This is a genomic window from Leptotrichia sp. OH3620_COT-345 (genome assembly GCF_003932895.1).
Lineage (GTDB): Bacteria > Fusobacteriota > Fusobacteriia > Fusobacteriales > Leptotrichiaceae > Pseudoleptotrichia.
In genome coordinates this window covers 15,152-35,574 of record NZ_RQYW01000013.1, presented here as the reverse complement: position 1 = coordinate 35,574, position 20,423 = coordinate 15,152, and the positions used below count along the sequence as shown (strand labels likewise).

Annotated in this window: 25 protein-coding genes and 1 pseudogene; 6 read left to right on the top strand and 20 right to left on the bottom strand. The window is 28.5% G+C overall.

Annotated features, from left to right (window positions below):
• Positions 1 to 10 precede the first annotated feature (10 nt).
• The 5 genes from EII29_RS08425 to EII29_RS08405 are packed head-to-tail and all read right to left on the bottom strand — an operon-like array spanning position 11 to position 3,544.
• Positions 11 to 709, bottom strand: coding sequence for a hypothetical protein (locus EII29_RS08425; protein ID WP_233573294.1), 699 nt, complete (start codon positions 707 to 709; stop codon positions 11 to 13).
• Positions 699 to 1,562, bottom strand: a complete 864-nt coding sequence (locus EII29_RS08420; protein ID WP_125237089.1) for a hypothetical protein — start codon at positions 1,560 to 1,562, stop codon at positions 699 to 701. The genes EII29_RS08425 and EII29_RS08420 overlap by 11 nt, the downstream gene beginning before the upstream one ends.
• Positions 1,563 to 1,581: 19 nt before the next feature.
• Positions 1,582 to 2,397, bottom strand: coding sequence for a shikimate dehydrogenase (gene aroE, locus EII29_RS08415; protein WP_125237088.1), 816 nt, complete (start codon positions 2,395 to 2,397; stop codon positions 1,582 to 1,584).
• A 58-nt stretch (positions 2,398 to 2,455) separates the two neighbouring features.
• Entirely contained in the window at positions 2,456 to 3,199 is a 744-nt protein-coding gene (locus tag EII29_RS08410; RefSeq protein ID WP_125237087.1) for a pseudouridine synthase, read from the bottom strand.
• A 24-nt stretch (positions 3,200 to 3,223) separates the two neighbouring features.
• Positions 3,224 to 3,544: a chorismate mutase gene (locus tag EII29_RS08405; RefSeq protein ID WP_125237086.1), complete on the bottom strand. Its 321-nt coding sequence runs from the start codon at positions 3,542 to 3,544 to the stop codon at positions 3,224 to 3,226.
• A 148-nt stretch (positions 3,545 to 3,692) separates the two neighbouring features.
• Here EII29_RS08405 and EII29_RS08400 point away from each other — a divergent pair, with 148 nt between their 5' ends.
• The 5 genes from EII29_RS08400 (at position 3,693) to EII29_RS08380 (ending at position 10,023) form a co-directional block, all read left to right on the top strand.
• Positions 3,693 to 4,430 (top strand): gamma-glutamyl-gamma-aminobutyrate hydrolase family protein, encoded by a 738-nt coding sequence (locus tag EII29_RS08400; RefSeq protein WP_125237085.1) that lies wholly within the window; start codon positions 3,693 to 3,695, stop codon positions 4,428 to 4,430.
• 587 nt (positions 4,431 to 5,017) lie between these two features.
• On the top strand, positions 5,018 to 6,160 hold the full coding sequence (locus EII29_RS08395) for a PLP-dependent aspartate aminotransferase family protein (protein ID WP_125237084.1): 1,143 nt from the start codon (positions 5,018 to 5,020) through the stop codon (positions 6,158 to 6,160).
• A 44-nt stretch (positions 6,161 to 6,204) separates the two neighbouring features.
• Positions 6,205 to 7,758, top strand: a complete 1,554-nt coding sequence (locus tag EII29_RS08390; RefSeq protein ID WP_125237083.1) for an AbgT family transporter — start codon at positions 6,205 to 6,207, stop codon at positions 7,756 to 7,758.
• 131 nt (positions 7,759 to 7,889) lie between these two features.
• Complete coding sequence (locus EII29_RS08385; protein WP_125237082.1) at positions 7,890 to 8,651, top strand: gamma-glutamyl-gamma-aminobutyrate hydrolase family protein; 762 nt, start codon at positions 7,890 to 7,892, stop codon at positions 8,649 to 8,651.
• Entirely contained in the window at positions 8,638 to 10,023 is a 1,386-nt protein-coding gene (locus EII29_RS08380) for an APC family permease (RefSeq protein ID WP_125237081.1), read from the top strand. Before EII29_RS08385 ends, EII29_RS08380 begins: the two co-directional genes overlap by 14 nt.
• Before the next feature lie 821 nt (positions 10,024 to 10,844).
• Here EII29_RS08380 and EII29_RS08375 read toward each other — a convergent pair.
• From EII29_RS08375 to EII29_RS08360, 4 genes are all read right to left on the bottom strand, one after another.
• Complete coding sequence (locus EII29_RS08375; protein WP_125237080.1) at positions 10,845 to 11,399, bottom strand: hypothetical protein; 555 nt, start codon at positions 11,397 to 11,399, stop codon at positions 10,845 to 10,847.
• 100 nt (positions 11,400 to 11,499) lie between these two features.
• A complete protein-coding gene (locus EII29_RS08370; protein WP_125237079.1) occupies positions 11,500 to 11,730 on the bottom strand; it encodes a hypothetical protein in 231 nt (76 codons plus the stop codon).
• 137 nt (positions 11,731 to 11,867) lie between these two features.
• Positions 11,868 to 12,296 carry a M15 family metallopeptidase gene (locus EII29_RS08365; RefSeq protein ID WP_125237078.1) on the bottom strand — a complete coding sequence of 143 codons (429 nt, stop codon included), beginning with the start codon at positions 12,294 to 12,296 and terminating at the stop codon, positions 11,868 to 11,870.
• The gene (locus tag EII29_RS08360; RefSeq protein ID WP_125237077.1) at positions 12,296 to 12,781 is read right to left on the bottom strand and encodes a cytoplasmic protein; all 486 of its coding nucleotides are present in this window, start codon (positions 12,779 to 12,781) and stop codon (positions 12,296 to 12,298) included. Before EII29_RS08360 ends, EII29_RS08365 begins: the two co-directional genes overlap by 1 nt.
• Positions 12,782 to 12,836: 55 nt before the next feature.
• Here EII29_RS08360 and EII29_RS13185 point away from each other — a divergent pair, with 55 nt between their 5' ends.
• Positions 12,837 to 13,844, top strand: a complete 1,008-nt coding sequence (locus EII29_RS13185) for an acyltransferase (RefSeq protein WP_125237076.1) — start codon at positions 12,837 to 12,839, stop codon at positions 13,842 to 13,844.
• On the opposite strand, the gene EII29_RS12115 is transcribed toward EII29_RS13185, so the two are convergent.
• From EII29_RS12115 to EII29_RS08305, 11 genes and pseudogenes are all read right to left on the bottom strand, one after another.
• Positions 13,841 to 14,017 (bottom strand): hypothetical protein, encoded by a 177-nt coding sequence (locus EII29_RS12115; RefSeq protein WP_158612498.1) that lies wholly within the window; start codon positions 14,015 to 14,017, stop codon positions 13,841 to 13,843. The two genes, EII29_RS13185 and EII29_RS12115, sit on opposite strands and share 4 nt — an antisense overlap.
• 51 nt (positions 14,018 to 14,068) lie before the next feature.
• Positions 14,069 to 14,545 (bottom strand): hypothetical protein, encoded by a 477-nt coding sequence (locus EII29_RS08350; protein ID WP_125237075.1) that lies wholly within the window; start codon positions 14,543 to 14,545, stop codon positions 14,069 to 14,071.
• Positions 14,546 to 14,564: 19 nt separating this feature from the next.
• Positions 14,565 to 15,641, bottom strand: coding sequence for a hypothetical protein (locus tag EII29_RS08345; RefSeq protein ID WP_125237074.1), 1,077 nt, complete (start codon positions 15,639 to 15,641; stop codon positions 14,565 to 14,567).
• Positions 15,642 to 15,655: 14 nt separating this feature from the next.
• On the bottom strand, positions 15,656 to 16,255 hold the full coding sequence (locus EII29_RS08340) for a hypothetical protein (RefSeq protein ID WP_125237073.1): 600 nt from the start codon (positions 16,253 to 16,255) through the stop codon (positions 15,656 to 15,658).
• Positions 16,255 to 17,412 (bottom strand): baseplate J/gp47 family protein, encoded by a 1,158-nt coding sequence (locus EII29_RS08335; RefSeq protein ID WP_125237072.1) that lies wholly within the window; start codon positions 17,410 to 17,412, stop codon positions 16,255 to 16,257. The genes EII29_RS08340 and EII29_RS08335 overlap by 1 nt, the downstream gene beginning before the upstream one ends.
• Entirely contained in the window at positions 17,402 to 17,770 is a 369-nt protein-coding gene (locus tag EII29_RS08330) for a hypothetical protein (RefSeq protein WP_125237071.1), read from the bottom strand. Before EII29_RS08330 ends, EII29_RS08335 begins: the two co-directional genes overlap by 11 nt.
• Before the next feature lie 60 nt (positions 17,771 to 17,830).
• A pseudogene (locus EII29_RS08325) lies at positions 17,831 to 18,069 on the bottom strand (type II toxin-antitoxin system RelE/ParE family toxin).
• A gap of 31 nt (positions 18,070 to 18,100) precedes the next feature.
• Entirely contained in the window at positions 18,101 to 18,325 is a 225-nt protein-coding gene (gene relB, locus EII29_RS08320) for a type II toxin-antitoxin system RelB family antitoxin (protein WP_125237070.1), read from the bottom strand.
• A 114-nt stretch (positions 18,326 to 18,439) separates the two neighbouring features.
• Positions 18,440 to 19,066 carry a hypothetical protein gene (locus EII29_RS08315; protein ID WP_125237069.1) on the bottom strand — a complete coding sequence of 209 codons (627 nt, stop codon included), beginning with the start codon at positions 19,064 to 19,066 and terminating at the stop codon, positions 18,440 to 18,442.
• Between the two features lie 12 nt (positions 19,067 to 19,078).
• Positions 19,079 to 20,008, bottom strand: a complete 930-nt coding sequence (locus EII29_RS08310; protein WP_125237068.1) for a hypothetical protein — start codon at positions 20,006 to 20,008, stop codon at positions 19,079 to 19,081.
• Complete coding sequence (locus EII29_RS08305; RefSeq protein WP_125237067.1) at positions 20,001 to 20,423, bottom strand: hypothetical protein; 423 nt, start codon at positions 20,421 to 20,423, stop codon at positions 20,001 to 20,003. Before EII29_RS08305 ends, EII29_RS08310 begins: the two co-directional genes overlap by 8 nt.

Below are 20,423 nucleotides of genomic sequence, written 5' to 3'. Positions count from 1 at the left end.
TCTTTAAAATTTAGAGTATCAGTACTACTTCATTCTCATTATCTTCATCTATGTTTTTTATGACCACATTATTTTTAAGAAATAGTGAATGATATTCTTTTCCGTCTTTTTCTATAAAATCTCCTACTTGAAGGTCTTTTACTCCTAAATCTCTTTTTACTTCAAATATTTCATTGTATATTGTTTCAAGATATTCGGCGTCAAATATTGTATATAATTCAGCATCTTTATTTATCCTTTTGTAAGCATCTTCTGATACGATAAAATAAAGGGCGGAATTAAAGCCTATATTAAGTCCGAACATTGTAAGTCCATATTTTTTAAGTTCATAATTTATCATTGCATATAATATATCAAATAAAGATTCTTTATACTTTTTTTCTTTTGTTTCCATACCGAGCCAGTCTATGTCCAGTGTTTTATGATCAATATTATGGCTTTCTAAAAGCTTTTTCATACTTTTTGTAAACCCTTTTTCCAGAAAAGTATATAAATAACAATTTTCATTTTCTGCCAAATAGTAATAAAAGAAGTCTCCAAATGTTTTTATTTCTTCTTTATATTTACTATTTCCAAAATATTCTTTCGTTGTTTTTTCAGGCTCAAGAAAATATTCCTTTTTTATGCCCATATATTTTAAAAGTCCTTCAGGACTAAGTACTTCCGCACAAAAATCATCCATTTCATCATATATTTCGCTATTGACCACTTTCTTCTCCCTCCAATTTTTCCAATGACTTTGTCATAAATTTTAAACTTGCTATGTTTTCAAATTTTACTAATTTCTTTATTTTTTCCTTATCTTCTTTTTTCAATCCTGATCCGTCTATATATTCTTCAAAGCTTTTATCATACTGTCTGTAAAATTTTTCCATTTTTTTCAGACTTGTTCTGGCATTGTTTCCCATTTTCTTTTCTACATGATTTCCTTCAGAAATTCTTTTTTCCAGAGCTTCGTATAATTTTATATATTCTTTATCAACAATTTCAGCTATTTCTCCGTTTGACATTTTCTGATAATCTTCTTTTGATTTCTCATCTCCGTTATAATAAAGATAATCAATTACAGTTTTTATATTCGGTTCTATTGTTTCAGAATTTTTCTGCCCTTCAAGATAAGTATTCATATTCAGATTAAACGCTTCAATGGACAGATAAATATTTGTATACAGATATGCCTGTAAATCATCCTTTTCCTGTAGAAAATTTGAAAAAATACTTCTCGAAAATTTTGAATTTTCAACTATGTATTCATTAAACTGAACATACATTTTCCTAAATAGAGATTTTCTACTGTTTTCCTTTGCAGAAGCCAGCTTGTTAAATTCCCTGTCATAAATATTTCTGTTTATTTTATCCAAATTTGTTATTATTTCAGGAAAAACTGAATTAAGTAAATTTGAGTCTTTTCTTGAAGTTCCGCTCGGTGTCTTGTTAAAATGCTTATCAAAAATCGCTTTCTGGATAGCTGCACCTTGTGAAATAATTTCTTCATTTGTAATTGCAAGCCCTATATTTGAAATTAATATTGCAAATATTGCCATTATTATTTTCTTTGTCATTATATTTCCTTTCCGTCTCTTATTTATATAATTTTTTTGCAAGTCTATCATAAATTTCTTCCGAAATTTTTTCATCATAAGTTTCATTATTCCATATTTCCTGAGATTTTATTGCCTGTGAAACAAGCATCATAAGACCATTTGCACTTTTAACGCCTTTTTCTTTGTATTTTTTCATTAATACCGTTTCTTCAGGATTATATATAAGATCTATAAGATATTCCGTTCCGATGAGATTATCCCCCTCAAGAGGAGACATATTAATTGTCGGATACATTCCTACAGGAGTGCAGTTCACTACAAGATCCACACTTCTTATATTTCTTATTTCTGAATAATTAAGGAGTCTGTCATATTTCCTTATTTTAAATATATCATTTTCCAAAATTGTTGCAACATATATGTGTTCAGCTTCTCTATCCGATAATAAACTGTATACTGACTTTGCCGCTCCACCTGTTCCTAAAATCAAGATTTTTTTGTCTTTAACTTCTATCCGGTTTTTCTCTAATGTTTTGGCAAAACCAAAATAATCGGTATTTTCTCCTGTAAGTTTATTATTTTTTACTGTTACAGTATTTACAGCTCCTATTTTTTTGGCTTCGGGAGAAATTTCATCTAAATACTGCATTATTTCAATTTTATAAGGAATTGTTATATTTATCCCTTTATATTCACCCTCTCTTACTTTATCCAGCAATTCCTCTATTTCATTATATTTTTTTTCAATTAAATCATATTTGGCATTTTTCCCCGTAATTTTAAAGAATATTTTATGTATTTCCTTTGAAAAGCTATGTCCCAATTTTTCACCTAAAAGTCCGAATTTTTCCATACTTCTCCTTCCGTTTCTAAATTTTTAAAATCTCCCATTTTATTTTTAGTTATTTATTCTACTGTTTTTTTAAAATTTCAATTTCTTTTTCCGTTAACTCTCTGTATTCCCCTATTTTCAATGTTTTATCCAGTTCCAATTTTCCCATTTTCACTCTTTTAAGATAGAGGACTTTATTATTTATCGCCTTGAACATTCTCTTGACTTGATGATATTTCCCTTCTGTAATTGTAATATATACTTTATTCGGAAATTTCTCTCGTGTAAAGTCTCCATGTACAGTATCTCCGTTTTTTACTACCTCCACTTTTGCACTTTTTGTTATCGTTCCATTTTCCAGTTCTATACCATTTTCCAGTTTTTCTATTTCAAGAGAAGATACAGGTTTTTTCAATTCTACATAATATTTTTTCTCAACATGTTTAACAGGGGACAGGAGATTATGAGCCAATATTCCGTCATTGGTAAGGATAAGCAATCCCTCAGTATCAATATCCAATCTGCCTACAGGAAATAAACTGTAAGTTCTGTATTTATCTTCCAGAAGTTTCGTCACTGTCTTATGCTCTTTATCTTCAGTTGCTGAAATTACTCCGTCAGGTTTATTCATCATTATATAAACAAAAGGTTTGTAAAGTATCCGTTTTTCATTACTTTCTACAACATCTCCATTTTCATCAATATGAATACTTCCGTCAATTATTATACTCCCGTTTACTTTTATTTTTCTTTTTTTCAAAATTTCCTTTACTTCTTTTCTTGTTCCTACTCCTGAATTTGCCAAAAATCTGTCGAGTCTCATTTTTTTATTCCTTATAAATTAAATTTATTGATTATCTTTTTCAATTTCCGCCTTCTGATATTCCTTACTTACATTCATAATATTATTTAACAGAATATTTATATAATATTTTATATTTTCATCAGAAATATTTTTTAAGTTTTTTTCTATAACCTCTTCTTCTCTTTTACTGTCAAATATTTTCATATTATTCATTTTTTTATATATTGCTACTTCTTTTACTATTTTAAGACGATTTTCCAACATCTTTACAAGTTCTCTGTCAATTCTGTCTATTCTTCCCCTTATTTCATTCAAATCCAGTTTTTCCTTGATTTCATCATATGTTATTTTTTTATTGTTCATAATATTTTCCTCTTATTTTATTTTAAATTTTTATTTTATAAATTATATCATAATTTTCTATATTTATAAACAATATTTGACTATAAAGCAAAATTATGATTAAATACACCTATAATTATTTTTAAAACTTATACAAGGAGAGTATATCATGGAGAGAAAACCCATTATCGGAATATCCGGAAATATTTTAACAACAACCGACGGAGTATTTGCAGGATATCCTCGTGCCTATGTAAATCATGCTTATGTGGAATCTGTAATAAAAGCGGGCGGAATCCCCTTTATTATACCGTTCAATACAAATGCTGAAGTTACAAAAGAACAGATGAAAGTTGTAGACGGATTAATTCTATCAGGGGGACACGATGTATTTCCTCAGCTTTTTGGAGAAGAGCCCAAGCAAAATATAGGCGAAACTTTTTTAGATAGGGATAATTTCGACATACTTCTTTTAAAAACGGCTGTAGAACTTAAAAAACCCGTTTTAGGTATATGTAGGGGACACCAAGTAATAAATGTCGCTTTTGGAGGAAGCCTGTATCAAGATCTTTCTTATAATAGTGATTTTTATATAAAACACTCTCAATTATCAAAATGGGATAGACCCACTCACACCATTGATGTAAAAAAGGAAAGTTTTCTTGGAGAAATTTTCGGAAACGAAGGGCTTGTAAACAGTTTTCATCACCAAGTTGTAAACAAAGTGGCAGATAATTTTAAAGTGACTGCGCGTAGTAAAGACGGAGCTATTGAAGCTCTGGAAAGTATTTCAGAAAACAGATTTATTGTAGGAATTCAATGGCATCCTGAATCAATGATTCATACAGATAAAAATTCGGTAATTCTGTTTGAAAAATTTATAAATAGAGTAAAATTTGGAAAATAATATAAAATTGCAGAAATTATAATTTTAAAAAAAGACCTTTTCAAGTATTTATATATTGAAACGGTCTTTTTTTATGAAAATAATTTAAATATTAAGATTTGATTTTTATTTTTTAACATCCATATTCATATTGTCAAATATAATTTTTCTATATTTTTGTTTAAAATTATTTTATAATTTTATTCTAAATTTCATCCGATATTCAAAAATTTTCTGAAAACATATGAATTTATACTGTTCAAAAAAGCAGCTGTCTGAACAAACTGATTTTTTTGATTTGTCAAGCATAATGATTATTTCTTAGCTTTTAAAATTTTTATAGTTTTAGCTAAAGCATACGAAAGGACAATGCTCCTTATGAAAAAAATTTTAAGTTTAAAAACCAAGCATTTTAGACTCTTTTGAAAATAAAATATTATTAATGCAAAAAAAAATTATAAAAAACTATTGACTATATGAAAAAATATATTAAAATATAGAGTAAGAAAAAGTTTGAATATTATTGGAGGTAAAAAATGAAATAATATATTAAGAAGTAATAATAATCTAAAAATAATAAAATAATCCTAAAAGAAAGAGAGATAATTATGAAATTCGGAACTAAAGTTTTACATGGATATAATATGATTGATAAGTCTACAGGAGCATCTTCTATATCCATATGTCAGGCATCTACATTTCATCAAAGTGATATAGATAATGACCAGAAATATACTTATTCCAGATTTGGCAATCCCACAAGAGAGGCTCTTGAAGAAGCTATTGCAAGTCTTGAAAAAGGAAAATATGGATTGTCTTTTTCTTCCGGAATGGCTGCAATAACTGCTGTTTTGCTGTCATTTTCCACGGGAGATCACATTGTAATGTGTAAAGATGTCTATGGAGGAGCATTTCAACTTGCTACTGAAATTTTCCCCCGTTTCGGAATTGAAGTGACATTTATTGATGAGACTGACATCAACGAATGGAAAAAAGCTATAAAAAGAAATACAAAAGCTTTTTATTTGGAAACACCTTCAAATCCTCTGTTAAAAATTACGGACATAAAAGCTGTTGTAGATATTGCAAAAGAGCATGGTATAATAACAATAATAGATAATACTTTTATGACTCCTCAATATCAGAATCCTATTTCATTAGGTGTGGATATTGTCATTCACAGTGCAACAAAATTTTTGAACGGTCATAGTGATGTAGTTCTGGGAATGATTGTCACTGACAGTGAAACTATATATCAAGAACTTAAAAAACAGCAAATTATTTTAGGTGCATTACCGGGAGTGGAAGAATGCTGGCTCCTTATGCGGGGAATGAAAACAATGGAAATAAGAATGAACAAAAGTTCGGAAACAGCACTGAAAATAGCCGAGCGTCTTGAAAAACATCCAAAAGTCCATAAAGTTTACTATCCCGGACTCAAATCCCATGAGGGATATGAAATTAATAAAAAACAATCTTCCAGCGGAGGAGCTGTATTATCTTTTGATTTAGGCTGCTGTGAAGCTGTAAAACAGTTTTTTAAACATATAAAATATCCTATTGTTGCTGTTAGCTTAGGAGGAGTGGAATCTATACTCTCTTATCCCGTAAAAATGTCTCATGCATGTATTCCTGAAGAAGAACGTTTAAAAATGGGGATAACTTCCGGACTAGTAAGGTTATCCGTAGGAATAGAAGATTATGAAGATTTAATAAATGATATTGAAGATGCATTAAAAATAATAGAATAATATTCAAAAATTTATAAAAAATAAAGTTGATTATGGAGGAAAATATGGAAAGTAATTTAAGAAACACAAAAGAAAAAAATTCTTCGTCTTTTTTTAACTTGATTGAAAAAATAGGAAATAAACTTCCTCATTCTGTATTTATTTTCGTTATTTTAGCGGTAATTGTAATTTTCGCTTCAGAAATTGTACATAGAATGGGTATTTCAGTTTCTTATTTTGATGCAAAAGCCGGAAAAGATGTAACTGTAACTCCTGTTTCTCTTATGAATCGTGAGGGATTTGTATATATGATAACTTCAATGGTTAAAAATTTCACAGGCTTTGCTCCACTGGGAGTGGCTTTAGTTGCAATAATCGGTGTTGGAGTTGCCGAGTATTCAGGATTGATTGATGCTTTTTTAAAGAAAATTGTTATGTCGGTACCGGGAAAATATATAACGGCAGCAGTTGTATTTGTAGGAATTATTTCAAATATTGCAGCTGATTCGGGATATCTTGTAGTAATTCCTTTAGGGGGAATTATATTCATGGGATTGAAAAGACACCCTTTTGCGGGTATTGCAGCTGCATTTGCAGGAGTTTCCGCCGGATTTTCAGCAAATCTGTTAATAGGTCCTATCGATGCCCAGCTTGCAGGACTTACTAATGAAGCACTTAAAGCTTCAGGAATAGAGCACTCCGTGAGTCCGACATCTAACTGGTTCTTTCTTGCAGTTTCAACTGTTTTATTGACTGCAATAGGAACTTTTGTTACAGAAAAAATTGTAGAACCTAAATTAGGTAAATATAAAAATGACAAAAATGAATTTGAATATTCCGAATTGACGGAAAATGAAAACAAAGGATTGTTCTGGGCAGGGATTTCCCTTTTATTATTCATAATTGTAATGGCATTTCTTATTTTCCCGAAAAATGCTATTTTGAAAACACTTGACCCTAAAACTTCCACTTATACATTAACTCAATATTTGCATAGTGGAATTGTTCCTACAATACTGTTTTTCTTCTTTATTCCGGGTGTAGTTTACGGAAAAATAACAAAAAGTATAAAAAATGGTAAGGATATTGTTAAAGGGATGAATAAATCCATGGAAAGTATGTCACTTTTCCTTGTAATAGTATTTTTTGCAGCTCAGTTTATAAGTTACTTTAACCATTCAAAATTAGGATTTATAATTTCAGTAAAAGGGGCTATTTTCCTAAAAAATATAGGATTCACAGGATTACCTCTTGTTATTACTTTCATATTTTTATGTGCATTTATAAATCTTTTTATAGCTTCCGCTTCTGCAAAATGGGCTATAATGGCTCCAATATTTATTCCTATGATGTACAATCTCGGCATATCTCCTGAGGCGACTCAACTTGCATACAGAATAGGGGATTCTTCAACAAATATTATTATGCCTCTTATGAGTTATTTTCCTCTGATTGTTGCATATATGAATAAATATGATGAAGATGCGGGTGTCGGAAATTTGATTTCAATAATGCTCCCATATTCACTTTCATTCCTGATAGGATGGACATTAATGCTTATATTATGGTACCTTACAGGATTGCCTATCGGACCGGGTGTATTTTTCAAAATTATGTAAAATATAAAAAATACATTACAGGGTAAAAAATCCGATAAATTAAAAGTAATACAACTTTTATCAGTTATTTTTTACCCTTTTTCTTAAATAATAAACTTAAATATACAATAAATTTTATGGAGTGATTAATTATGGAAAAAAAACCGATTATCGGTATATCTTCAAGTGTAATAACTGATCAGGGCGGCATGTTTCCCGGATACAAAAGAGCTTATGTAAATAAAGATTATGTGGATGCCGTAATAAAAAACGGAGGATTACCGATAATTATCCCTTTCAACGAGGACAAAGAAATAACAGAACAACTTATAAGCTACATTGATGCTCTTATTTTATCAGGAGGACATGATGTTACTCCATGTAATTATGGTGAAGAGCCTCAGCAAAGACTCGGAGAAATATTCCCTGAAAGGGATAAGTTTGACTATTTGCTTTTATCCGAGTCAAAGAAAAAAGGTATCCCGATTTTGGGGATATGTAGAGGGTTACAAATTATAAATACTTATGAAGGCGGTACATTATATCAGGATCTTTCGTATATCGACTCTGTTCCTGTGTATAAGCATTCTCAAGGGCACAGTCCCGAACTAAAGACTCACAGTGTAAAAATATCAGAAAATTCCCATTTATATGAAATATTCGGTACTGAAGAAATAAGAGTAAACTCTTTTCATCACCAAACTTTAAAAAAAGTAGCAGAAAATTATAAAATAACTGCTCAAGCAAAGGACGGAGTAATAGAAGCCATTGAATGTAAAAACTATCCGTTTCTTGTGGGAGTGCAATGGCATCCTGAAATGCTGTTTAAAGTTCATGATGACATGAATAGATTATTTTCAGTATTTATAGACAAAGCAAAGGAAAGAAAGGAAAAAAACGATGGAAGAAAATAAAAAAATGAAATTTTGGTCAATAGTATTATTAACAATAAACTCAATTATAGGAACAGGAATATTTTTATCTCCGGGAAGTGTGGCAAAATCAACAGGAACTTTAGCTCCTTGGATATACCTGTGTGCTGCAATATTTACTTCTGTAATGGCAATAACTTTTTCTTCGGCAGCTAAATATGTTGTAAAGAATGGAGCCGGATATGCCTATTCTAAAGCTGCATTTGGTGAGAATGTCGGATTGTATATAGGAATTACAAGATTCGTATCTGCAAGTCTTGCATGGGGAGTTATGGCTACAGGAGTAGTAAAAACAACATTATCCATTTTTAGTATTGATAGTGAAAACTTGCAAAATATAACTATAGGTTTTCTTATTTTAATGACTATCCTTCTTATTATAAACATAATAGGTACAAAAACATTGACATTTATAAGTGATCTTTCTACAATAGGAAAATTACTTGCTCTAAGTATTACAATTATTGCAGGAATTTTTATTCTTATAAAAACAGGACAAAATCATATATCCGAATTGGATGTGTTAACAAACGAAGCAGGAGAAAAATTAATTCCGACTTTGACAACTACAGGTTTTGTTACTGCCGTTATAGCTGCTTTCTATGCTTTTACAGGTTTTGAAAGTATTGCTAGTGGAGCAAGTGATATGGAAAATCCTGAAAAAAATCTTCCACGTGCTATACCTTTGGCTATAGGAATTATTGCTGCAATATACTTCGGAATAGTTTTAGTTTCAATGTTTATAAATCCTGTAGCTATGGTTACATCTAAAGAAGTTGTTATTCTGGCCTCAGTATTTGAAAATAAAATTATTTCAAACATTATAATATATGGAGCACTAATTTCCATGTTTGGAATAAATGTAGCCGCTTCATTTCATACTCCGAGAATTTTTGAAGCAATGGCGAGAGAAAATCAAGTTCCTAAGTTTTTCGATAAAAGAACTGAAAAAGGACTTCCTATAAGAGCATTTTTATTGACTGCAGCATTAGCAATAATTATTCCTATGGCATTTAACTATAATATGATGGGAATAATGATAATAAGTTCTATTTCAAGATTTATACAATTCATTATTGTTCCATTAGGAGTTATTTCTTTCTATTATGGAAAAAATAAAGAAAAAGTGTTAGATGCAAAGAAAAATTATTTAACTGATGTAATTTTTCCGGTGATTTCAATAATTTTAACAGTATTTTTATTAGCAAAATTTAACTGGCCTGCACAATTCTCGATAAAAAATTCTGTCGGAGAAATGGTTGCTAACTGGTATGCAATTTCAGCAATGATAATAGGTTATATAATTCTTCCTGCATTGTTGTTTGTTTATAAACAGGTTTCTCATAAAAAATAGTTTTTATATTGGATCACAATATCATTAGTATTCGCTAAAATACAACATATGAGAAATACAAATATAAAAAATACAGATAAAATAATTTTTTGAACATTCAGAAATATTCTTAATTAATATTTCTGACACTAACACAGTAAAAGAAAAATTTTTATATTAAAATATAACTGTCTTATAAGTCATAAAAAACTTTAATAACTAACTAGTGCCGTTACTGTCATGAAATCTTTTTATTCGAGTTGTACAGTATTTGAGCCGTGTAAATATCAGATAGAAAAACTTAGTTTTTACTTTTTTATCCGGTGTCGACTTAGTATATGTTGTAACTTAAAAGTTGATTTTGACTTATAAGACAGTTTTTTTTATTATTCCTAAAATATAAATTACAAAGTAATCCATAATATTTAATGTTTATTTTTAAAAACTTTTCAAGTAAAAAATACTTCAGCTTTTCAGTCAAAAATATAAGATGAAAAAAAATAGCAGTAAATTAAATATGAGTAGTTAAAGAAATTTTATACATAAGTAAATATAAGTAATTTTTCAAAAATTAGAGATATATGTAAAAATTTCTATTGAATAAAAATAATTTATAAACTCAAAAAGCATATTTTTACAATTTATAAATTATTATTTTTAGTAATTTTATAAAAACAATACAGACAAATTATTACTTTATTTTTCTCACTATGACATAATTATCTGTAATCAAAAATAACCAGATTATTTCAAATAATAGAAATACTGAAATAGCACCTATCTAAACAGAAAGAACCTGAATTAACTTAAATTTTTTTTTAATCATATTGATAAGCTACCTTTTAATCAAATAAACTTTTTATTTCAAGTATCAATTCATTTTGAAAATTCTGCATATGTATTTTTACAGCTCTTTGAGCATTTTCATGATTTGTTTCGTCATTTTTCAGTTCCATCAATACATCATATAAATGCATCTTCGATCTTTCTATTGCCGCTTTGAACATAGTTCTTATTGTTTTAAAAACTATTTTATCAATAATATCGTGAAGATCTTCATCAAAGTTAATCAGCTTTTGTGTAGTATATCCATTTAACTCCGAAATAATACTATCCCAGTTTTTTTTAATGCTGTTCTTTAAAATATATTCTATATATTTCTTTTCAATACTCCATCTTATTTCCTGACATTTCAAAATAAGTAAAAGCTGTAATCCCTTCCCCGAAACAATATCTCTGTTAAAATCTTCAAAAAATTTTCGTAGCTCGACAAGCATTCTGGTCAACTCTTTAAAGAAAGGGATAGCATATTTCCATGCCGCTATCCCTATTCCGGACATAAAAATCAAGCTTATGCCGTGATTTTCTATATAAATTAATAACTCTCTAACTCCCAAGATTCTAACCTCCCTAAATACCTATCTCTATTTTTTCTTCCCCCAATATTTCTTCAATAAATTTTTTTATATTTATTTCATTTTTAATTACTTCTATTGTTTAGAGTATCAATTCTTCTGTTGCAAATTCAATACTGTCCGGAATATATTTATTATCCACTTTTTTAGATTTTTCAATAAATTTTCTGATGTTTTCCCAAAAATTATCCATTACGGCCTCTAATTTTTCAAGCCCCTTTTTGGATCCTTTTATTATTTCCTCTTCAAGTATTCTTTTTCTTATAAATTCTTTAATCTTTCCTAATAATATTATTTTTAATGCCATATTCATATTAAATCATTCCTTTGTTTTTTATTTTTAAAATATTTTAAATATTTTCTATCTCTTTTATTTTTTTATCATTTTTTAGTATAATCTGAAACTCTATTTTTTAAATTCAAATTTTTTATTTTTAAAATATTCAGATCTTATTTTAACTCAATATGCGGATAATCTTTAAATCTTTTCCAATCTCCGCCCCATTCAATTTTTACTCCGTTTTCTTTTGCTACAGACTTTAAATGCTCTGCCACTTCTTTATACTTACTTACTGTATTCCAATCAATTTTACCGGGTAATTCAGGAGCATAAATCGCAAAATCAACAGCATGACCGTAACCGTCCCGCTTAACTTGGTGATTGGACTTAATTTTATATCCGTCACAGTTGGTTACTTTCGCTCCGGGTTTTGTTCTCCCTTGCTGATACAAACTATTCTGATACGCTGCCGTTCTTACTCCCTGTACAACCATAAAATCGTATGGGCTGTCAGTTATCCCGAGTGTAATAACTGTTTTTAGTTTAGGATGTACTCCTTCCAGTCTTTCCAAACTCTTTTTACTTAATACAAATGCCATTATATCACCTCCTTTTCTTTTATAAGTTCCATAAATTTTAAATATTTATACAGCCTTTCAGGATTAAATTTGTGATATCTTTTCTCAAGACCTTTGCCTTTATATGTTAATGTATACTGTAATGCGTAATCTATTGCTGCAAGGCAAAATTCACTACAGAAATATTTTTCTTTATCTTCCAATCCTAAAAAATACAGAAACTGACTTCCTAAAATTGCAAGATAGTCATACCCTTTTCCTTCATTTTTCCCAAAAAATTCAAGTATATCCTCAATTTCTATATGTTCATGTAGTTTAAAAATATCATAATTTTTTTTAATTTTTAAAGGCTGTTTTCTTATTCCTCCCGGATTAGCCAAATATACATTCCCGTTGTAAATAAATTCGGTATGACTGTACTTTCCAAGAGTCCAACCTGCTATTAAATATCCTATTAAATTTCTCGGTCTGTGAAAACTTATATATAAAATATTCTTTTTTAACATTTTTGTTCCCTTTCCTTTTTTATGCTATAATAATAAAAAATTTTAAGGAGTTTTTATGAAAAAATATAATCAATTTGAATTTTTTAGATTTGTAGGAGCATTTAGTGTTTTAACTTTTCATACTGCTAAAAATACAGATTTTTATTCTAAAATACCGATTCTTTTTCAAAATGGTACAATATGGGTTTATTTTTTCTTTGTTTTATCCGGATTTATGCTTTCCTATTCTTATTTAAATAAAGAAATTAATATTGAACACTTTTATCTGACAAGATTTTTTAAATTCTATCCTTTGTATATGTTTTCTTTACTACTTCTTTTTATTTATTCTTTAAAATATAAAGAAAAATTGATATACAGTATTTTAATGATACAAAGTTTAATTTTTGGAAAAGCTACAGATCAAAATTATAATTATTCCGCATGGTATCTTTCTGTATTAGCTTTTTTAATATTAATATTTCCTTATTTTTTAATTTTTTTAAAAAAATATTCAAAATATTTTACAATATTTACTGTATTTATAACCATGTATACTTATTATACTTATTCAGTTTTTAATGAATACACTGAAAATACATATATTTATCACCTTATTAATTATTTTCCTTTGATGCACATTTCGTCATTTGTAATGGGAATGCTCCTATTTTATAAATTGAAAGATATAAATGGAAAAAAATGTTACTCTGCTTTTACAGTTTTATATTTTTTATTTTTAATATTATTTGTTCAGTATAATGACATAGTACCTTATTTTTCAACATTGATATCATTATCATTTGTTCCTTTGATAGCATTCTTATATTTAGACAACGGTATAACAAATAAAATCCTAGCCAATAAATTTTTTGTTTATCTCGGAAATTTAAGTTTTTCTGTATATATTCTGCACGTTCCTATTTATCATATATACAGAAAATATATCCATGAAATTGACAGTTATTATCATTTTAGTGTGTTTTTTGTCATAGTATTCACATTTTCAAACATTACAAAGACTTTTATTGAAAATAAAGGTTATAAATTTCTGTATGAAAAGTATTTGAATAAGGCTGGCTAATCAGCCTTATTCCACATATTTTCATATTCCTCTTTTACCTGAAATCCCTTTAACTCTTGATCACTCAATGTTTCTATTTTCTTAATCAGACTACTTTCTATTTTCATTGCTTTTGTTGTCTGTTTTTGCATAATATCAGCCATTTGTAACATTTCCTGTATAGTTAAATCCACATATACATCATTTCCATCCTTATCCTTAAATTTCCAATCCTTAAAATGCTGCTATTTACTTACAAGTAGCATTGTAACTATATTTCCCAGATTATTTTTATCCAATTCTCTATTTTTTTGTAAATATTTTTCTTTAAAAATAAATTCCTTTTCAGAATACTCGATTTTTAAATTTGTCAGTTCTTTTAAAATATTCTCTGTTTTTTTCTCTCTGTTAAGTTTTATTTTGTTATTCTCTATATATTCGTATTCTGACAATTCTACACTCTTTATTTTCCCATTCTCTATTAATTCGTTTTTAGCGAGATTATATTTTCCAACTTTGTACAACTCATCTTTTGTCATTTCTCTTAGTTTTCCATTTTCTATTTTTGGGTTTAGATATTCTATTTCAGAAAACACCATTGTTTCACTGTTCCAGTCCGGATAAAACCGTTCTGAATTACTTTTAAAATCTTCTGTACTTGTTGTAATAGGTTTAGCTATAAGTTCTAAATTACTTCTATTGTATATGTGTATTACTTGCATTTTTACCTCCTAATTTTTATTAAATTCTTGCCACGGTTATGCATTGTCCCGTAAGTTGATGAATAATATTAGTATTTGTAAGTTGTGGAAAAATTTTTATACTCCTATTTTCAATGTCAAGATAAAATTCAGCCGTATCCATACCGATTCCTCCAGTTCCATTACCCAAAACTGACCATGTTGTTTCCGCATTTTTACAAAACCATTCAGGTAAATTTGGGAAAGTAGTTTGGTATTGATTCTTAATTCCTATATTTATGACCCAAACAATCCTAACATTTCCAGAAGCTACAAAGTTAAATTTTGCTATTTGTCCATCTGTGCTTGTTAATACTATTTCTTCACGTTTAAAACTAGATAAATTTTCTAATCTATCTGAAATTGGTTTATTAGAAATTGGTTTAAATTTAGTAACATCTACATAGGTTAAATCATTATTATTTGTACACTCAAAGTAATGTTTTATAGATTTATCATAATAAAATTTTCCGGTTATTTTTGTTCCTATATCTTGAATATTTCCCCCAAATTCTAATCCCATTATTTCAGTAAGTCTTTTTCCTTCTAATGCTGTTCCTGATTCCGTTCCATATTTTGTTATTCCTCTTGAATTTTCAGAAGCAATTTGATTTTCCAATATAAACGATCCATTACAATAAATGATGTTAACTATTTCATTTATATTTAATTCACCTTTTCGAACATTAATTAAGGAATTTCCACTTACTATCTTTAAATTATAAGTTTGAGTTCCTAAAACAATTACAGGATTTTCATAAATATTTGTTCGAGGTATTTTAAATTTTAGTTTTAACCCTTCAAATAAACCTTGCTCGTTAATAAAATTTTTAATTACATATCCGTCTACACCACTCCCATAATTTTCTGAATATTCTACGGTAACAAAAACTGTACCGTTCTTTTGTATTTCATTATGTTCTTCTGCTGTTATAACATCTCCTTGTTGTTGTATTACCCCTCTGAAAGGTGTTATTTCCTTTACTTCATTATCTCCGACATTAACAGTCGGATTTTTTATTTTAAATAGGTTAGAGTGTTCGTATACTCCTTGTTTAAACTTTTTTATAATTGGCATCTTCTTAACCTCCTTTAATCATTAAGTTCTAACATTTCATCAAGATTATATTCATGTCTGTCATATTCATAATTAACATCACTTTTAACTATATATTTCTTTCTTACACCTTTACAGTCGACCAAAAAATTTCCGTCCAACATTTCCCAACAATCGACTATTATCCCTGCCGCTTTTATTTTTATTAAAAAAGGAATTATTTCCTGCATATCCACCTTCTGCAATATTCTTAATTTAATATGTCTCGCCTTAATATCTTTATCTGAATTATGGTCAAATATTTTTATTTTCTGCTTTTCAATATCAAAGAAAATGGAAACGGCATTTACTATAAAATTAAAATCTGTTCTTCCCAATCTCAATAAAAAAGATAATTTCAGATATTTTTTGTATTCTTCATCCGTTCTCCCGCTTCTGTAGAGATTAAACTGGGAACCGAATAAATCAAGCTCATTTTCAATTAATCTGTCTATAACATCTGAAAATAGAGTTTTTTCATAGTATTTGTTGTATAATTCAAAACCTTTGGAAATCATATTAAATATTTTCTTATTACTCGGCTCTTTCCTATCAATTATATTCCCGCATAAGCTCAAAAAATTATCAGCTTTCATTACAGTATCACCTCTATATTATTCATACTTAAAAAGCTGTATTCATCATGTTCAATATCTAAATCCGATTTTCCCCAGTTTCCGTTTATTTTTTTTATTTCTACATCAGCTTCCAATTGATTTGATATTTTATATACTGCTGCTTGAATTTTTTCATAATTTACATATTGCCCGAGTTTAAAATTTCCTGCTTCCTTAAATATATTGTTTATTATTTCTTCTCTTGTTATTCTATTCTGTTCGGATATATTCCTTATATTTCTGACCCTTACAGCATATTCTACTTTTACTGCCTGCTTAAATTTTATTATCCTGCTCTGATTGGAATCCGTTACTACTCTCATTTCCACATTTCCGTCAGTTACAATTCCGGGAGAAATGGTATTTAAAACTGAATAAGCTACCTCTTCATCAATTAAACCTTTAACTATTATTCTTATATGTCCCGGTTCTAATTTTAAAGTTTCATTTCTCGTATCTGTATAATTTTCCTTTATGTCACAATCCTCCACTTGAGAAAGTTTAAGTAATGCAGCTTTTATCCCATTTATATCTGAACCTCCCTTTGAATGAGATAAATTCAGTATCCTCTCTCTTAAATCTTCATCGCTTTCTAAAAAAGTTCCTCCTGTAATAGCTTCGGAGTTGTATATACGAGTTACATTTTCATCTCCTGTCGCTTTTTCTAAAATAGTATTTTCTTCTGTGTTATATTCTTCTCCGAACTCCAGAGCTTTTATCTGAACTTTTGCCTTTCCTGCCGAATTAATAAGAACATTTGAAACGGTTTTGTATAAAAGCCCCTTTTTAGAACGCACCTGGAACCCTTTTGTAACTATGTGCCCGGGAGTTCCTTCAATATTAAGATTTCCGTAAGAATATTTCCCCTGTATTCTTTCTATACCGTAATTGCTCGCATATTCTGACAGCAAAGCACCATTTTTATTAAACAGCCAGAATAAGAAATACACATTCTGTAACTGTTTACTTGTATTTTCAAGCATATATGAAATAACTTCCAAAAATTGACCTAAAGATGTTTCAGGATCAATGGTAAAATCATCTCCAAACTGTATTTTCCCTTCCTTTTCCATTTCATCTTTAAAATCTGTAAATACAGGAAATATAAGTCCGTTTTTATCTGTCTTAAATCCCATTAAATGCACCTCCCTCTATTTCTTGATTTACTTTTTCACCCAAATAGACAAATTCTATATTGAAACTTGCCTCCCTGTTTTCTTTTTTCACTTTTTCTATGAAAATACTGCTTACATCTATTCCTTTGTATCCGGAAACCTTTTCATACATAAAAGTGATTATTATATTGTCCCTTTCAGTACTATTGAGCTTCCCGTTATATTCCATCCATGGAATACCTAATTCTTCCCTTAAATTATAAGTTCCTTTTATAAGCTTTATCTTTTCTTCTATTTCTTGCAATATTCTTGCTTTTTCTGAAATAACTTGAAGATCATTATTTACTATTTTCAAATCTCCATTTTCCATTTTAAACATTTTATGCCTCCGTCGACTAATAAAAAATCACAGCTAAATCAATAACTGTGATTAAAATTATTACTTGTATATTTTGTTTCCATGGTCTAAATCAATAGCTACTATAATCAATTCATCATCTTGAATACCCGCTATCAATCTATAATCTATTATCCTGTATCTCCAAAGACCTTTAAAATCCCTGTTAAGGCTTTTCCTTTTCTTCTCGGATTATCTGTATTTTTTAAATTATTATCAATATAGCCGGTTACTATTAGTAAAGTCTGTTTGTCTAATTTTTTAATATTTTTAGAAAAGATTTTTCAAATTTTATCGTATATTTTTTCATTATTATAATCCTAATTCTTTCACTGCCTCTTTATAGGATACTAACTCAAGTATTCCTTCTTCTTTTGCTTTCAAATATTCTTTTACAATTTCTAAATCATATTCATTTTCTATTTGTTCAAATATTAAACCTTTAGTATATTGAGATACAGTAGAGCCTTTGTTTTCTATAATTTTTTTTATTATTCTTTCTTCTTCATCATTAAATCTTATGGAAATTACCGGCATAATATTACTCTCCTTTATATGTTTACATTGTAAACTATAAAATATAAAAAGTTAAGTAATTCCTTATATTTCTATCACAGTTATTATTCATCTGTCATTGTCCTCTTAAATTTTTTACGGATGTATATATTCTACTCCGCCTTTGGAAATTCCGCTTTTTGTTTCAATATCATCTGTTTCTATTGACTTCACTTTCAGTTTCCCGTTCACCGTCATATTACCGTTTACTGTCAACTCACCGTTTACAGTAGTATTTCCTGTAATATTTACACTTCCGTTTTTTATAACTACTTTTGTTTCATTATTTCTTATAACTATATTTTCATATTCAGACTGTTCTTCTGACAACATATTTTTCGGTATAGCCTTTAAAACTATCGAATATCCCATATCCATTCTTCCGAATAACTGCTGCTCCTGTATTTCATCATTATGAAATGCTTCTGTATACGGTCTTTCAAGAATACATATCAATACTTTATCTCCGTTATTATATGGAACATATATTTCAAAATTCAAACTTGAAAACACGGGTAATAAAGGAACATCCGTTATATCCTCGGGAGAAGTCTGAAAAAAATCATTTTTTAATGTTCTTATTGCTTTCTGTAAAAACTTTACACTTGCTTTCCTTTTAGAATTATCAACATCATATAACTTTCCTATCCATAAAGTATGAATATCGTTTAATTCTTCATTTATAAGTGTTCTGTTATGTTTTTCGATTTCTGAAAATGCCATTATTTTTTCTCCTTATTTATTATTTTCTTTTTCCTCCGGTTCCTTCACTTTTTCTTCAGATTTTTTCTTAATTTCTTCTAATTCTTTGAGCATATTCTGACCGAATATATCCATATCCAGTATTTTCAGTTCTGTCACAAAATCTCCGTCTTCTCCGTTGCAGTTGTGTTTTATCTTATCTATTACAAAATCCTTTTCCAGACCTTCAATATATACCTGAGTATTTATTTTGAAATTTCTGAATCCAAGCTTAACATTATAACCGTTATCATCTGCTTTTAAGTCAAGTAAATCCATCTGTTTTAATTTTATTTTTTCTTTTACAAAAGAATGTTTAGGTAAAAAATAAAGTAATCCGTTTTCTATATAAAATATACTCATTGTATCTTTTGCAAGAGCTTCAAATATTTTTTGTAAACTTGTATTTGACTTTGAAAAATTTGACTGATAAGGTAAATCTTTAAACGGTTCTATTTTCCCAATCCCAAGTTTAACTTCTTCTTTACTTCCTACTTTTTCAACTAAATCTTTAATAATAAAAGAAGGTTTATTTCCCTTAGGATAGCTTACATTTAAAGTCTGCATTACCAGAATATCCCTCTCTTGAAAACATACAAGGGAATATTTTATGTCCAAATCGGCATAATCATTTTTTATTGTTGCAAGTTGTCCGCTAAATACAAGATCCTTCACTTTGATTTCTTTTTTTTCCCTATACCCTGCATACAACTCAATACGCGGTTTCAATTTCATAAATTCATATTCCAGTGAATCTATTCCATTTTCTCTTTCTTTTATATTATACAAATTAAGTTCCAATACATTTGACTGACTGCTCCTGTCAGTTTCAAGACTGAAATCAATATTAAAATTATCATTGTTATAAACAAGTTCGTTATTATCAAGTATCAATTTTATTTCAATATATCTGAATTTATCCATTTTCTCTTACCTCTTTGAACAAAAAGAAGCCATAGCCGTCTAAATTTTTAAGTTTAAAAGCCTTATCTTTCATAATAGCTTTATTTTTAGGAATTAACAGCATAACAAGATCATCGTAGTCATTCGTGATTTGTTTTACAGTGTATAACAAGTCCTGTCTTAACCGGAGCTTTCCTGTGGATAAAAGCTCATTATCCACATTAAATATTTGAAGTACGACATTTTCAATATCATCAAACAGATAATCATATTTTTTGTTTATATACATCAGCTCAAACTTTATTTTTCTTTCAAATACAATAGCTTCTATTTTTATTGTTTTCCTTTTTATATTTTCTGTGTCAAAAGGTATTTCAACAAAATTATTATTTAATATCATATTTTTTATTTCATTTTCTTTATACTGTATTTTCAT

Excerpts from the sequence above, each read along its gene's own strand:
- EII29_RS08400 (WP_125237085.1), top strand. The coding sequence starts at position 3,693 with ATGGAGAGAAAACCCATTATCGGAATATCCGGAAATATTTTAACAACA.
- EII29_RS08315 (WP_125237069.1), bottom strand. The coding sequence starts at position 19,066 with ATGGCATTTTCAGAAATCGAAAAACATAACAGAACACTTATAAATGAA.
- EII29_RS08365 (WP_125237078.1), bottom strand. The coding sequence starts at position 12,296 with ATGGCATTTGTATTAAGTAAAAAGAGTTTGGAAAGACTGGAAGGAGTA.
- EII29_RS08345 (WP_125237074.1), bottom strand. The coding sequence starts at position 15,641 with ATGCCAATTATAAAAAAGTTTAAACAAGGAGTATACGAACACTCTAAC.
- EII29_RS08360 (WP_125237077.1), bottom strand. The coding sequence starts at position 12,781 with ATGTTAAAAAAGAATATTTTATATATAAGTTTTCACAGACCGAGAAAT.
- EII29_RS08380 (WP_125237081.1), top strand. The coding sequence starts at position 8,638 with ATGGAAGAAAATAAAAAAATGAAATTTTGGTCAATAGTATTATTAACA.
- EII29_RS08420 (WP_125237089.1), bottom strand. The coding sequence starts at position 1,562 with ATGACAAAGAAAATAATAATGGCAATATTTGCAATATTAATTTCAAAT.
- aroE (WP_125237088.1), bottom strand. The coding sequence starts at position 2,397 with ATGGAAAAATTCGGACTTTTAGGTGAAAAATTGGGACATAGCTTTTCA.
- EII29_RS08370 (WP_125237079.1), bottom strand. The coding sequence starts at position 11,730 with ATGAATATGGCATTAAAAATAATATTATTAGGAAAGATTAAAGAATTT.
- EII29_RS08390 (WP_125237083.1), top strand. The coding sequence starts at position 6,205 with ATGGAAAGTAATTTAAGAAACACAAAAGAAAAAAATTCTTCGTCTTTT.
- EII29_RS08410 (WP_125237087.1), bottom strand. The coding sequence starts at position 3,199 with ATGAGACTCGACAGATTTTTGGCAAATTCAGGAGTAGGAACAAGAAAA.
- EII29_RS13185 (WP_125237076.1), top strand. The coding sequence starts at position 12,837 with ATGAAAAAATATAATCAATTTGAATTTTTTAGATTTGTAGGAGCATTT.
- relB (WP_125237070.1), bottom strand. The coding sequence starts at position 18,325 with ATGCCGGTAATTTCCATAAGATTTAATGATGAAGAAGAAAGAATAATA.
- EII29_RS08340 (WP_125237073.1), bottom strand. The coding sequence starts at position 16,255 with ATGAAAGCTGATAATTTTTTGAGCTTATGCGGGAATATAATTGATAGG.
- EII29_RS08350 (WP_125237075.1), bottom strand. The coding sequence starts at position 14,545 with ATGCAAGTAATACACATATACAATAGAAGTAATTTAGAACTTATAGCT.
- EII29_RS08335 (WP_125237072.1), bottom strand. The coding sequence starts at position 17,412 with ATGGGATTTAAGACAGATAAAAACGGACTTATATTTCCTGTATTTACA.
- EII29_RS08405 (WP_125237086.1), bottom strand. The coding sequence starts at position 3,544 with ATGAACAATAAAAAAATAACATATGATGAAATCAAGGAAAAACTGGAT.
- EII29_RS08310 (WP_125237068.1), bottom strand. The coding sequence starts at position 20,008 with ATGGATAAATTCAGATATATTGAAATAAAATTGATACTTGATAATAAC.
- EII29_RS08385 (WP_125237082.1), top strand. The coding sequence starts at position 7,890 with ATGGAAAAAAAACCGATTATCGGTATATCTTCAAGTGTAATAACTGAT.
- EII29_RS08395 (WP_125237084.1), top strand. The coding sequence starts at position 5,018 with ATGAAATTCGGAACTAAAGTTTTACATGGATATAATATGATTGATAAG.
- EII29_RS08305 (WP_125237067.1), bottom strand. The coding sequence starts at position 20,423 with ATGAAAATACAGTATAAAGAAAATGAAATAAAAAATATGATATTAAAT.
- EII29_RS08330 (WP_125237071.1), bottom strand. The coding sequence starts at position 17,770 with ATGTTTAAAATGGAAAATGGAGATTTGAAAATAGTAAATAATGATCTT.